12 protein-coding genes and 1 rRNA gene are annotated in these 12730 nt (G+C 62.3%); 12 read left to right on the forward strand and 1 reads right to left on the reverse strand.

Annotation, left to right across the window (positions count from 1 at the left end; translation table 11 throughout):
- Positions 1 to 25: 25 nt before the first annotated feature.
- The 10 genes from CBI38_RS10685 (at position 26) to CBI38_RS10730 (ending at position 8392) form a co-directional block, all read left to right on the forward strand.
- Positions 26 to 499 carry a hypothetical protein gene (locus CBI38_RS10685; protein ID WP_109328697.1) on the forward strand — a complete coding sequence of 158 codons (474 nt, stop codon included), beginning with the start codon at positions 26 to 28 and terminating at the stop codon, positions 497 to 499.
- A gap of 328 nt (positions 500 to 827) precedes the next feature.
- A complete protein-coding gene (atpB, locus tag CBI38_RS10690; protein ID WP_109334994.1) occupies positions 828 to 1607 on the forward strand; it encodes a F0F1 ATP synthase subunit A in 780 nt (259 codons plus the stop codon).
- Positions 1608 to 1692: 85 nt separating this feature from the next.
- Complete coding sequence (locus CBI38_RS10695) at positions 1693 to 1938, forward strand: ATP synthase F0 subunit C (protein WP_005252955.1); 246 nt, start codon at positions 1693 to 1695, stop codon at positions 1936 to 1938.
- Between the two features lie 7 nt (positions 1939 to 1945).
- Positions 1946 to 2506, forward strand: a complete 561-nt coding sequence (locus tag CBI38_RS10700; protein WP_109328699.1) for a F0F1 ATP synthase subunit B — start codon at positions 1946 to 1948, stop codon at positions 2504 to 2506.
- A gap of 5 nt (positions 2507 to 2511) precedes the next feature.
- The gene (locus CBI38_RS10705; RefSeq protein WP_204164906.1) at positions 2512 to 3339 is read left to right on the forward strand and encodes a F0F1 ATP synthase subunit delta; all 828 of its coding nucleotides are present in this window, start codon (positions 2512 to 2514) and stop codon (positions 3337 to 3339) included.
- 61 nt (positions 3340 to 3400) lie between these two features.
- Positions 3401 to 5044, forward strand: a complete 1644-nt coding sequence (atpA, locus tag CBI38_RS10710; protein WP_109328703.1) for a F0F1 ATP synthase subunit alpha — start codon at positions 3401 to 3403, stop codon at positions 5042 to 5044.
- 72 nt (positions 5045 to 5116) lie between these two features.
- On the forward strand, positions 5117 to 6091 hold the full coding sequence (locus CBI38_RS10715) for a F0F1 ATP synthase subunit gamma (RefSeq protein ID WP_109328705.1): 975 nt from the start codon (positions 5117 to 5119) through the stop codon (positions 6089 to 6091).
- A gap of 3 nt (positions 6092 to 6094) precedes the next feature.
- Positions 6095 to 7546, forward strand: a complete 1452-nt coding sequence (gene atpD, locus CBI38_RS10720) for a F0F1 ATP synthase subunit beta (RefSeq protein ID WP_109328707.1) — start codon at positions 6095 to 6097, stop codon at positions 7544 to 7546.
- Between the two features lie 6 nt (positions 7547 to 7552).
- Entirely contained in the window at positions 7553 to 7921 is a 369-nt protein-coding gene (locus tag CBI38_RS10725; protein ID WP_109328709.1) for a F0F1 ATP synthase subunit epsilon, read from the forward strand.
- A 48-nt stretch (positions 7922 to 7969) separates the two neighbouring features.
- On the forward strand, positions 7970 to 8392 hold the full coding sequence (locus CBI38_RS10730) for a DUF2550 domain-containing protein (RefSeq protein WP_109328711.1): 423 nt from the start codon (positions 7970 to 7972) through the stop codon (positions 8390 to 8392).
- Here CBI38_RS10730 and CBI38_RS10735 read toward each other — a convergent pair whose 3' ends face one another.
- Positions 8393 to 8968, reverse strand: a complete 576-nt coding sequence (locus CBI38_RS10735) for a cob(I)yrinic acid a,c-diamide adenosyltransferase (protein ID WP_109328713.1) — start codon at positions 8966 to 8968, stop codon at positions 8393 to 8395.
- Positions 8969 to 9022: 54 nt separating this feature from the next.
- Between CBI38_RS10735 and murA the strand changes: the two genes are divergently transcribed.
- Both murA and CBI38_RS10745 read left to right on the forward strand, forming a co-directional pair.
- Positions 9023 to 10285 carry a UDP-N-acetylglucosamine 1-carboxyvinyltransferase gene (gene murA, locus CBI38_RS10740; RefSeq protein WP_109328715.1) on the forward strand — a complete coding sequence of 421 codons (1263 nt, stop codon included), beginning with the start codon at positions 9023 to 9025 and terminating at the stop codon, positions 10283 to 10285.
- Positions 10286 to 10927: 642 nt separating this feature from the next.
- Positions 10928 to 12444, forward strand: a 16S ribosomal RNA gene (locus tag CBI38_RS10745).
- Positions 12445 to 12730: the final 286 nt, after the last annotated feature.

Here is a 12730-nt window from a genome sequence, read left to right on the forward strand (position 1 = left end):
GTGCGCCGAGGACGATCCACTACCCTTGGCGACCGTGACGTTCATCCCCGCGCCTGCTCCCGATCACACCGCCTCGTTGCGGGCCGCCGTCCGCTACGGCGTCCTCGGCCTGATCGTGCTGGCAGTGGTCGGTTCCATCGTTGCGACTCTGCTCGCAGGAATGCCCGGTCTCTACGGCGCGCTGTTGGGCGCGGCGGTCGGCGGAGGGTTCATCCTCTGCACGGCCCTCGGGGTGTTGTTCACGGCCAAGCTTCCCGCCACGACTGCGGGGGCGGTGCTGCTCGGTACCTGGCTGTTGAAAATGATCCTCGCGATCACGGTCCTGGCGATCCTGAAACCGCTCGACTTCTACGACAAAACGGCGTTGGTATTGGTCATCGTGTTGTCCTTGGTGATCGTGCTCGGTGCGGAAACCTATGGGGTACTTGGCGTGAAGGCCCCGTACGTGGAGCCACGCGCAGCCGGCGATGCCGAACCGGGGGAGAAGGACGCCCAGTAGTACTACGGGATGTAGTAAAATTGAATCGAGCCGGACCCCGTCTACACAACGTCGTAGATGACTTGATAAGGTCTGGGTCAAGCGAGAGCAATGAGACGGCGAGTAAGTTACTGGCTGGTATTGCATGCTTGCAGGCGGTCGCACTTTCAAGGCCGCCGAGTCGACGAGAGTCGCCGACACCGACAGACGCTGGACTCCCTGGAGTCCACAGCAGCTGACGAATACGCGAGTCGAGCTTGTCGACTTGTTTGATCGTCAATGTCCGATCGAACCGCAGTCAACGAAGGCTGCGGACCGACTACGGGAGAGAACGCTGAGCGTCATCAACGTGGCTGCTGGAGAATTCCATCCGCCTTCCCTGAACGACTTCTTCCCGCCCGCGGTCCTGTTCGAAGGGACTCCGTTCGAACTCGACCGCCTGATGCTGGTTCGCATCCTGCTGTCCGCCCTCATGATGATCTTCTTCGTCATCGCGATGCGCAGCCCGAAGATCATTCCCCGCGGTGTCCAGAACATCGGCGAGATCGCTCTCGACTTCGTCCGGATCAACATCGCGGAAGAGATTCTCGGCAAGGAACAAGGCAAGCGCTTCCTGCCCGTCATCACGACGATCTTCTTCCTGGTGCTCGCCAGCAACCTCGGCAGCATCATCCCGTTCATCAACATCTCGCCCAACGCGCGCATCGGCATGCCGTTGGTGCTCGCTGCCCTGGCGTACATCGTCTTCAACTACGTGGGCATCAAGAAGTACGGGTTCTTCAAGTACGTCAAGAGCAGCATCGTGGTTCCCGGCGTCCCGCTTCCCCTGCACTTCCTGCTCGTGCCGATCGAGTTCATCTCCACCTTCGTCCTGCGGCCGTTCACGCTCATGGTGCGTCTCATGGCCAACATGCTGGCCGGCCACATCCTGCTGGTGCTGTTCTTCAGTGCCACCCAGTTCTTCTTCTTCACCTCAGGTGGCTTCCAGGCCGTGTTCGGTGTGGCATCGCTCGCCGCCGGCATTGCATTCACCTTCTTCGAACTGCTGGTGATCTTCCTGCAGGCCTACGTCTTCGCGCTGCTCACGTCGGTGTACATCGACCTGGCTCTGCACGCGGATTCGCACTAGCACCAACATCTCCACGACCAGCTACACCAAGAACTGAGCCTCCCGCCGAATCCGGCGGAGGTCAACAGAAAGGGAACGGAACACCATGAGCCTCGCCTACCTCGCTCAGGAAGCTGTCCAGGAAACCAACTCGACGGGATTCGGAGCCATCGGCTACGGTCTCGCCGCGATCGGCCCCGGCATCGGCGTGGGCATCGTTGTCGGTAAGGCGATCGAGGGCATGGTTCGCCAGCCCGAGATGGCCGGACAGGTTCGTACCACCATGTTCCTCGGTATCGCCTTCACCGAAGCTCTCGCGCTGATCGGCCTCGTCGCCGGCTTCATTTTCTAAGACCGTCATGGCAACCAACATCGCATTGCTCGCGGCAGAGGAAGAGACACACAACCCTCTCCTGCCCGCGACGTATGACATCGTTTGGTCGCTCGTCTGCCTGCTCGTCGTCGGCTTCGTCTTCTGGAAGTACGTCCTTCCGATGTTCCAGAAGGTCCTTGCCGAGCGAACCGAACAGATTGACGGCGGCATCAAGAGGGCCGAAGAAGCCCAGGCCGAGGCGAAGGCGGCGCTCGAGCAGTACCGTGCCCAGCTCGCCGAAGCTCGCACCGAAGCTGCGCAGATCCGTGAGGACGCGCGCACCCAGGGGCAGCAGATCCTCGCCGAGATGAAGGCACAGGCTCAGGAAGAGAGCGACCGCATCGTGGCCTCCGGTCACAGCCAGTTGGTTGCTCAGCGGCAGCAGATCGTCACCGAACTGCGTGGCGAACTCGGACGCACCGCGGTCGACCTCGCTGAGAAGGTCATCGGGGAGTCGCTCTCCGACGACGTCAAGCGGGCCGGCACGGTCGACAGATTCCTGAACGAGCTCGACGCCATCGGCGCAAATTCCGCAGCAGGGAAGTGAGCACCATGTACGCAGCGAGCCGTGAGGCCTTGACGCAGACACGTGCTGCGTTGTCTTCGGCCTTGGGATCCGTCTCTGCCGGAGCAGCCACCGCGGCCGCGGCCCAGACCGGGGCAGAGCTGTTCACGGTCGTCGAGACCCTGGACGTTCAGCGCACTCTTCGCAGTGCGCTGGCGGACAACTCGGCGGCCGGGAGCGCTCGCGAAGGCCTGGCCGAGCAGGTGTTCGGTGGCAAGGTCTCCGCGGAGACCCTCGCCACCGTGAAGGCGGCGGTGGGCCAGAACTGGTCCACCACCTCCGACCTGCTCAACTCGCTGGTGCTTCTCGGTCGGGAGTCGCTGCTGAAGGCAGCGGCCGACCAGGGACAGCTCGACGGGGTCGAGGACGAATTGTTCCGTCTCGGTCGAATCGTCGCAGGTGACCCGACACTCGAACAGGCGCTTTCCGATCGATCCGTCTCGGCGAAAGCCAAGCGTGACCTGCTCTCCAAGCTGCTGTACGGCAAGGTGACTGCTGTCACGGAGGCGCTGGCCGTTCAGGCAGTGGGCAGGTTGAAGTCGACCGCCCCCGCGGATGCGTTCGACGCATTGGCGAATCTGGCGGCAGCTCGGCGAGAAGCCGTCGTCGCGAAGGTTCGGAGCGCTTCTACACTGAGCAGTGAGCAAACCGATCGGCTGGCCGCCGCCCTCACCCGTACCTACGGGAAGCCGGTGACGGTTCACGTGGAGGTCGATCCCGAGCTCCTCAGCGGCTTGGTCGTCCGGGTGGGCGACGAGGTTATCGACGGCAGCGCAGCGGGGCGTCTCGCAGCGTTGCGGAAGTCCCTCAAGTAGTCCGCTTCCGAATCAATACCCAGATACTTCCGAAAACCAGACACCGAGAGCAGGAACAATCATGGCGGAGCTGACGATCTCCTCCGACGAGATCCGTAGCGCGATCGAGAACTACACCGCGAGCTACTCCCCGGAGGCCTCCCGCGAGGAGGTCGGCGTTGTGACCGACACCAGCGACGGCATCGCGCACGTCAGTGGCCTGCCTTCGGCGATGGCCAACGAACTGCTGGAGTTTCCCGGCGGAATCCTGGGCGTTGCCCTCAACCTCGACGCCACCGAAATCGGTGCCGTCATCCTGGGTGACTACGCGGACCTCCAGGAGGGCCAGGAAGTCAAGCGGACCGGCGACGTTCTGTCGGTTCCCGTCGGCGACGGCTTCCTCGGACGCGTCGTGGACCCCCTCGGCCAGCCGATCGACGGCCTGGGCGATATCGAGAGCAACGAGACCCGCGCCCTCGAACTGCAGGCAGCATCCGTGCTCGAGCGCCAGCCCGTCGAGGAGCCGCTGCAGACCGGCATCAAGGCCATCGACGCCATGACGCCGATCGGCCGCGGACAGCGTCAGCTCATCATCGGCGACCGCAAGACGGGCAAGACTGCCGTCTGCATCGACGCGATCCTGAACCAGAAGGCCAACTGGGAGTCCGGCGACGAGAAGCAGCAGGTTCGCTGCATCTACGTCGCGATCGGCCAGAAGGGCTCGACCATCGCAGGCGTCAAGGCTGCCCTCGAGGAGCAGGGCGCGATGGAGTACACCACCATCGTCGCCGCCCCCGCATCCGATTCCGCCGGCTTCAAGTGGCTCGCTCCGTACACCGGTTCCGCCATCGGCCAGCACTGGATGTACCAGGGCAAGCACGTTCTGGTCGTATTCGACGACCTGACCAAGCAGGCCGAGGCTTACCGCGCCATCTCGCTGCTGCTGCGTCGCCCGCCGGGACGTGAGGCTTACCCCGGTGACGTCTTCTACCTCCACTCCCGTCTACTGGAGCGTTCGGCGAAGCTGTCCGACGCGCTCGGCGGCGGATCGCTGACGGCGCTGCCGATCATCGAAACCAAGGCGAACGACGTCTCGGCGTACATCCCGACCAACGTCATCTCCATCACCGACGGTCAGGTGTTCCTCGAGTCGGACCTCTTCAACAAGGGTGTTCGTCCCGCCATCAACGTCGGTATCTCGGTGTCCCGTGTCGGTGGTGCCGCGCAGACCAAGGGCATGAAGAAGGTGTCCGGCTCGCTTCGCCTGGAGCTGGCACAGTTCCGTGAGCTCGAAGCATTCTCCGCCTTCGCGTCGGACCTCGATGCCGCGTCGAAGGCGCAGCTCGAGCGTGGTGCTCGCCTGGTCGAGCTGCTCAAGCAGGATCAGTACAGCCCCATTCCCGTCGAGGACCAGATCGTCTCGATCTACCTCGCCGGTGAAGGCGTCTTCGACAGCGTTCCCGTCGGTGACGTGCGCCGGTTCGAGACCGAGCTGCTGGAAGACCTGCACCGCAGTGCCTCCGACGTGTACTCGAGCATCAAGGGTGGCAAGGCGCTCGACGCCGACAACGCCGCCGCGCTGATCAAGGCCACCGACAAGTTCAAGGAAGGCTTCCTCGCATCCGACGGAAGCCGGGTCGTGAACGAGGCCGAGGCCGAGGCGCTCGACGCCAACGAGGTCGGGCACGAGCAGATCAACGTCAAGCGCACCACCGTCAGCAAGTGAGCGCCCAGTCCATGACACTGCGTCGCACCACCACGGGGACGCCGCGAAACATGAAGGGAGAGTGATCGATCGATGGCAAGCATTCTCGAACTGCGGTCTCGTATCAAGTCGGTCAACTCGACCAAGAAGATCACCAAGGCCCAGGAGCTGATCGCGACCTCGCGCATCACCAAGGCTCAGGCCCGGGTCGCTGCGTCGAAGCCGTATGCCGAGGAGATCACCAAGGTCCTGACGGAGCTGGCAAGTGCGTCGGCGTCGTTGGATCACCCGTTGCTCAACGAGCGCGCCAACGCCAAGCGTGCTGCCGTCCTGGTTGTCACCAGCGACCGCGGCATGTGCGGTGGGTACAACTCCAACGTCCTCAAAGAGGCCGAGGAACTGTTCCAACTGCTGCGCAGCGAGGGCAAGGACCCGGTCATCTTCGTGCTCGGTGCCAAGGGCCTCGGCTACTACACGTTCCGTGGTCGCGACCTGGGGGCTGCGTGGACCGGGTTCTCTCAGGACCCCGGTTACTCCGATGCTGCCAAGGCGAGCCGCCACCTGGTGGAGCTCTTCATGGCCGGATCCGGCTCCGAGATTCCCGCCTACAACGGCGAGGGAACCATCGAAGGTGTCGACGAACTGCACATCGTCTACACCCGCTTCGTGTCGATGCTCACTCAGTCTCCCGAGGTGCGGCGGATGGCTCCGCTGGACGTCACGGTCTCCGAGGAGAACATCGAACTCGGTGAAGACATGCTGTCGAACGGTCACCGGAACGACGAACCGGTCGCCGGATACAACTTCGAGCCGGAACCCGACAGGTTGCTCGGTGCCCTGCTGCCGAAGTACATCAGCACCCGCATCTACTCCTCGCTGCTGGATGCTGCGGCGTCGGAGTCGGCTGCCCGTCGTACCGCCATGAAGGCGGCGACGGACAACGCAAACGAACTGGTGAACACTCTCAGCCGTCAGGCCAACCAGGCTCGCCAGGCCCAGATCACCCAGGAAATCAGCGAGATCGTCGGCGGCGCGAATGCGCTCGCCTCGAGCGCAGGAAGTGACTAAGCAATGACCGCAGCAGTAACCGAAACAAACGGGGCAGGTTCGGATTCGTCCGTGGCCGGCCGCGTCGTGCGGGTCATCGGTCCCGTCGTGGACGTTGAATTCCCGCGTGGCTCCATTCCTGAACTGTTCAACGCCTTGCATGCCGAGATCACGCTTCCCTCGGTCGCCAAGACGCTGACCCTCGAGGTCGCGCAGCACCTCGGTGACAACCTGGTGCGCACCGTCTCCATGCAGCCGACCGACGGCCTCGTCCGCGGCACCTCGGTGGCCGACACGGGCAAGCCGATCTCGGTTCCCGTCGGCGACGTCGTCAAGGGCCACGTGTTCAACGCACTGGGCGACTGCCTCGACGCTCCCGGCACGGGACGCGACGGCGAGCAGTGGGGCATCCACCGCAAGCCGCCAGCCTTCGACCAGCTCGAGGGCAAGACGGAGATCCTCGAGACCGGTATCAAGGTCATCGACCTCCTCACCCCGTACGTCAAGGGTGGAAAGATCGGTCTGTTCGGTGGTGCCGGTGTCGGCAAGACCGTTCTGATCCAGGAAATGATCACCCGTATCGCCCGCGAGTTCTCCGGAACCTCGGTGTTCGCAGGCGTCGGTGAGCGCACCCGTGAGGGCACCGACCTTCACCTCGAGATGGAAGAGATGGGCGTCCTTCAGGACACCGCCCTCGTCTTCGGCCAGATGGACGAGCCGCCGGGAACGCGTATGCGCGTCGCCCTGTCCGCACTGACCATGGCGGAGTACTTCCGCGATGTCCAGGGCCAGGACGTTCTGCTGTTCATCGACAACATCTTCCGTTTCACCCAGGCCGGTTCCGAGGTGTCGACCCTGCTCGGTCGTATGCCTTCGGCCGTGGGTTACCAGCCGACCCTGGCTGACGAGATGGGTGAGCTGCAGGAACGAATCACCTCGACGCGTGGTCGCTCCATCACCTCGCTTCAGGCGATCTACGTGCCCGCCGACGACTACACCGACCCGGCGCCGGCCACGACGTTCGCGCACCTCGATGCGACCACCGAGCTGTCGCGACCGATCTCGCAGATGGGTATCTACCCCGCTGTGGACCCGCTGAGCTCCACCTCCCGGATCCTCGAGCCCGGCATTGTCGGTGCCGAGCACTTCCGGGTGGCCAACGAGGTCAAGCGAATCCTGCAGAAGTACAAGGAACTGCAGGACATCATCGCCATCCTCGGTATGGACGAACTGCAGGAAGAGGACAAGGTCCTCGTCGGACGTGCCCGCCGTCTGCAGAAGTTCCTCGGCCAGAACTTCATCGTCGCCGAGAAGTTCACCGGTGAGCCCGGCTCCGTGGTGCCGCTCCGCGACACCATCGAGGCGTTCGACCGCGTCTGCAAGGGCGAGTTCGATCACCTGCCCGAGCAGGCGTTCAACAGCTGCGGTGGACTCGACGACGTCGAGGCTGCAGCCAAGAAGATCGCCGGGAAGTAGTCGACGATGGCTGAAATGACCGTGGAACTCGTCGCTGTCGAGCGACGGTTGTGGTCTGGTTCGGCGACTCTCGTCAGTGCACAGACGACCGAGGGTGAGATCGGTGTCATGCCTGGTCACGAGCCTGTCCTCGGACAGCTCGTGGAGGGTGGCGTCGTCGCGATCACGACAGCCGACGGCGAGCGAATCGTCGCAGCTGTGCACGGCGGCTTCCTTTCCGTGACGGCGAAATCCGTCACGATCCTCGCCGAGTCCGCCGAACTTGCGGAGGACATCGACGTGGAGGCCGCCCGGGCGGTGCTCCAGGAGAGCGGAGACGATCTCGAGGCGATTGCTGTTGCCAAGGGTCGAGTTCGCGCCGTAGAGCGCGCATAGGTTACACGAGACAGACCGCGACGGAGCCGACGAACAGTGACAATCGGAATGACTGTGTTGATCATTCTGGTTGTGCTGCTCGCCGCCTTCGTCGCGGTCTTTCTCTATCGTCTGGCTGTTCTTCGTCGCGGTGGAACCGCGGCTATTCTCCGCGTGGCGCCTTCCGCGGGGGACACCGGATGGCGTCACGGCGTCATTCGTTACGGCGAGGGCTCCCTCGTCTTCTTCAAGTTGTCGAGTTTGCGTCCCGGCCCTGATTCGCGCATCGAGCGGCAGGGGATCGAAGTCGAAGGCCGTCGTAAACCCGAGGGCTCCGAGTTCGACATCATGTCCGACGAAATCGTCATTCTGTCCGTGAAGGACCGAGGCGCCGCGTACGAGATCGCCTTGGACGGTGGAGCTTTGACCGCGTTCCTGTCGTGGGTCGAATCTCGTCCGTCGGGCCGATCGGTACGCGGACGCCGATTCTGATCAGGCTTTCCCCGCTCCCGGTTTCCAGAGCACGTCTCCCTCGGGATTCGCGATCCGTCCCACGATGAAGAGCAGATCCGAGAGCCGGTTGAGATACTTCGCCGGCAGCGCGTGAGTGTTCTCGGGATGTGCGTCGACAGCGGCCCACGCCGATCGCTCCGCTCGCCGTGTCACGGTTCGCGCAACGTGGAGCAGGGCTCCCAATGGGGTTCCGCCGGGCAGTATGAAGGAATTCAGGGGTTCGAGGCGCTCGTTCAGCTCGTCACACCAGCGTTCGAGCCGGTCGATGTAGTCGGCGGTGATACGCAGCGGTGGATACTTGGGTTCCTCGACCACCGGGGTGGACAGATCGGCACCGGCGTCGAACAGGTCATTTTGTACCTGCCGCAGAATCGACAGGATCTCCTCGGGGGGATTCCCCAGCGCCACCGCGACGCCGATTGCGGCGTTCGCTTCATCACAGTCCGCATACGCGACGAGGCGGGGATCGTTTTTCGGTACGCGGGAGAAATCGCTGAGTCCGGTGGTCCCGTCGTCGCCGGTCCGGGTGTAGATCTTGGTGAGGTGTACGGCCATAGCGTTACGGTACCGGCCTCCGAGGTCGGTGCAGCTGGCTCTAGGCTGTGCTTCGTGAGCGAACGCTTCCTTGTTACCGGCGGTAACCGTCTCGTAGGTGAAGTGTCTGTCGGGGGCGCCAAGAACAGTGTTCTGAAGCTGATGGCGGCGGCGCTGTTGGCTGAGGGCACCACCGTCGTGACCAATTGCCCCGACATCCTGGACGTTCCTCTGATGGCCGATGTCCTGCGCGGCCTCGGGTGCGAGGTGGTTCTCGAAGATTCGTTGGTTCGGATCACCACGCCGGCGGAGCCGAAATATCACGCGGACTTTGCCGCAGTTCGCCAGTTCCGAGCATCGGTGTGTGTGCTGGGCCCCTTGGTGGCGAGGTGCAAACGTGCGGTGGTCGCTCTGCCCGGCGGCGACGCCATCGGATCCAGGCCACTCGATATGCATCAATCCGGACTTCGGTTGCTGGGCGCGCAGAGCACGATCGAACACGGATGTGTCGTTGCCCAGGCGGACGATCTGCACGGAGCCAACATTCGGCTTGCGTTCCCGTCGGTGGGGGCGACGGAGAACATCCTCATGGCCGCTGTTCTCGCCAAAGGCGAGACGGTGATCGACAATGCCGCGCGTGAGCCGGAGATTGTCGACTTGTGCAACATGCTGATCCGCATGGGTGCCAAGATCCTGGGAGCGGGCACGTCGACGCTCACCATTCAGGGCGTCAACCAGCTCGAACCGACCACACACCGCGTCATCGGTGACCGCATCGTGGCCGCGACGTGGGGGATCGCCGCGTCGATGACGAGGGGGGACGTCCGGGTCCGTGGCGTCAACCCGAAACATCTCGGCTTGGTTCTGGACAAGTTGCGGGTCGCGGGGGCAGAGGTCACCACGGAGGCCGACGGATTTCGGGTGGAGCAGAAAGCTCGTCCCACCGCTGTCAACTTCGCGACGCTCCCGTATCCGGGCTTCCCCACGGACCTGCAGCCCATGGCGATCGGTCTTGCAGCGGTGGCTGAAGGGACCTCGATGATCACGGAGAACGTGTTCGAGGCCAGGTTCCGCTTCGTCGAGGAAATGATCCGGCTGGGAGCAGACGCGCGGACGGACGGACACCATGCGGTGATCCGCGGGATACCGCTGCTGTCGAGCGCTCCCGTGTGGTCGTCCGACATCAGGGCCGGCGCCGGATTGGTGCTTGCCGGTCTTGTGGCAGACGGCGTGACAGAGGTGCACGACGTGTTCCACATCGACCGCGGCTACCCATATTTCGTCGAGAACCTGCAAGGCCTCGGAGGCCAGATCGAGCGTGTCGACGCCGGATCCTGACGGGCTCGCAGCCGATACACCCCAGTGGTCGCAGGTGAGTCGGGCGTCACAGTCGTCGAGGCGGCGACCGAAGGGCCGAAGTTGCCGGAAGGCAACCGATTGACCAGCGCAAACGGGGCCGAGCGCCTCGGCGACCTGGGGATTTGGCAAGCTGTTTCCTGTCGCGTAACTTATTCGAAGTCAGAGCGACACGGACACCGACTCCGCCCGCAGGGGCTGGGACACGAGGTTGTACGGAGTGCCTGGCGAAAATCTCGAAGTCGGCCATCGTGTATGGTTTTGCTTCTTCCCCGGATTGTTTTCATGGAGTACTGGTTTGCGCTGGTGCGTCCGGGGAGATAGGGTGGAACGGTTGCCCCGGAGCGGCTAGCGAGTGTTGCTGGTGGTGATGGTGTGTGCGTGTTCTTTGAGAACTCAACAGTGTGTCGATGAATGTCAGTGCCAAATTGTTTTGGTACTCCGCATCACGGATGATCAACTGGGCCTTTTGGTTTGGTTGTGAGTGGTGTGGGTATTTGCTGGCTCTTCTCCTTCTTCCGTCGGAGGGGGGTCAGTGTTTGATTGAGCTAGTTTGAGTTTTTGATCGCTAGTGATTTGACTCGATGTCTATGACTGATTGGGGTTCGCCTCTTTCTAGAGTCTTCAACGGAGAGTTTGATCCTGGCTCAGGACGAACGCTGGCGGCGTGCTTAACACATGCAAGTCGAGCGGTAAGGCCCTTCGGGGTACACGAGCGGCGAACGGGTGAGTAACACGTGGGTGATCTGCCCTGCACTTCGGGATAAGCCCGGGAAACTGGGTCTAATACCGGATACGACCTTCGGCTGCATGGCTGGGGGTGGAAAGGTTTACTGGTGCAGGATGGGCCCGCGGCCTATCAGCTTGTTGGTGGGGTAATGGCCTACCAAGGCGACGACGGGTAGCCGACCTGAGAGGGTGACCGGCCACACTGGGACTGAGACACGGCCCAGACTCCTACGGGAGGCAGCAGTGGGGAATATTGCACAATGGGCGAAAGCCTGATGCAGCGACGCCGCGTGAGGGATGAAGGCCTTCGGGTTGTAAACCTCTTTCAGCAGGGACGAAGCGGAAGTGACGGTACCTGCAGAAGAAGCACCGGCTAACTACGTGCCAGCAGCCGCGGTAATACGTAGGGTGCAAGCGTTGTCCGGAATTACTGGGCGTAAAGAGTTCGTAGGCGGTTTGTCGCGTCGTTTGTGAAAACTCACAGCTCAACTGTGAGCTTGCAGGCGATACGGGCAGACTTGAGTACTGCAGGGGAGACTGGAATTCCTGGTGTAGCGGTGAAATGCGCAGATATCAGGAGGAACACCGGTGGCGAAGGCGGGTCTCTGGGCAGTAACTGACGCTGAGGAACGAAAGCGTGGGTAGCGAACAGGATTAGATACCCTGGTAGTCCACGCCGTAAACGGTGGGCGCTAGGTGTGGGTTCCTTCCACGGAATCTGTGCCGTAGCTAACGCATTAAGCGCCCCGCCTGGGGAGTACGGCCGCAAGGCTAAAACTCAAAGGAATTGACGGGGGCCCGCACAAGCGGCGGAGCATGTGGATTAATTCGATGCAACGCGAAGAACCTTACCTGGGTTTGACATATACCGGAAAGCCGTAGAGATACGGCCCCCCTTGTGGTCGGTATACAGGTGGTGCATGGCTGTCGTCAGCTCGTGTCGTGAGATGTTGGGTTAAGTCCCGCAACGAGCGCAACCCTTGTCTTATGTTGCCAGCACGTAATGGTGGGGACTCGTAAGAGACTGCCGGGGTCAACTCGGAGGAAGGTGGGGACGACGTCAAGTCATCATGCCCCTTATGTCCAGGGCTTCACACATGCTACAATGGCCAGTACAGAGGGCTGCGAGACCGTGAGGTGGAGCGAATCCCTTAAAGCTGGTCTCAGTTCGGATCGGGTCTGCAACTCGACCCCGTGAAGTCGGAGTCGCTAGTAATCGCAGATCAGCAACGCTGCGGTGAATACGTTCCCGGGCCTTGTACACACCGCCCGTCACGTCATGAAAGTCGGTAACACCCGAAGCCGGTGGCCTAACCCCTTGTGGGAGGGAGCCGTCGAAGGTGGGATCGGCGATTGGGACGAAGTCGTAACAAGGTAGCCGTACCGGAAGGTGCGGCTGGATCACCTCCTTTCTAAGGAGCATCTCCAGTCATGTACCGCTGAACAGTCAGTGGATGATGGTCTGGCAGAGGCCATTTCGGATGCGTATGTTATCCGGTGGTTGCTCATGGGTGGATCGCTGACAAGTATTGGTTCTCAACTGCCGGCCTGTGTGCTGGTGGGAGGGCGAATTATATCGACATACTGTTGGGTCCTGAGGGAACACGTGAGTGTTTTTTCTTTCAGGAAAGTGACGATCCGGTTCGGATGTCAGGCAGACCGCATCACTTTTGGTGGTGGGCATGGTGCTGGCGGGAG

This window comes from Rhodococcus oxybenzonivorans, from assembly GCF_003130705.1.
GTDB classification, from domain to species: Bacteria; Actinomycetota; Actinomycetes; order Mycobacteriales; family Mycobacteriaceae; genus Rhodococcus_F; species Rhodococcus_F oxybenzonivorans.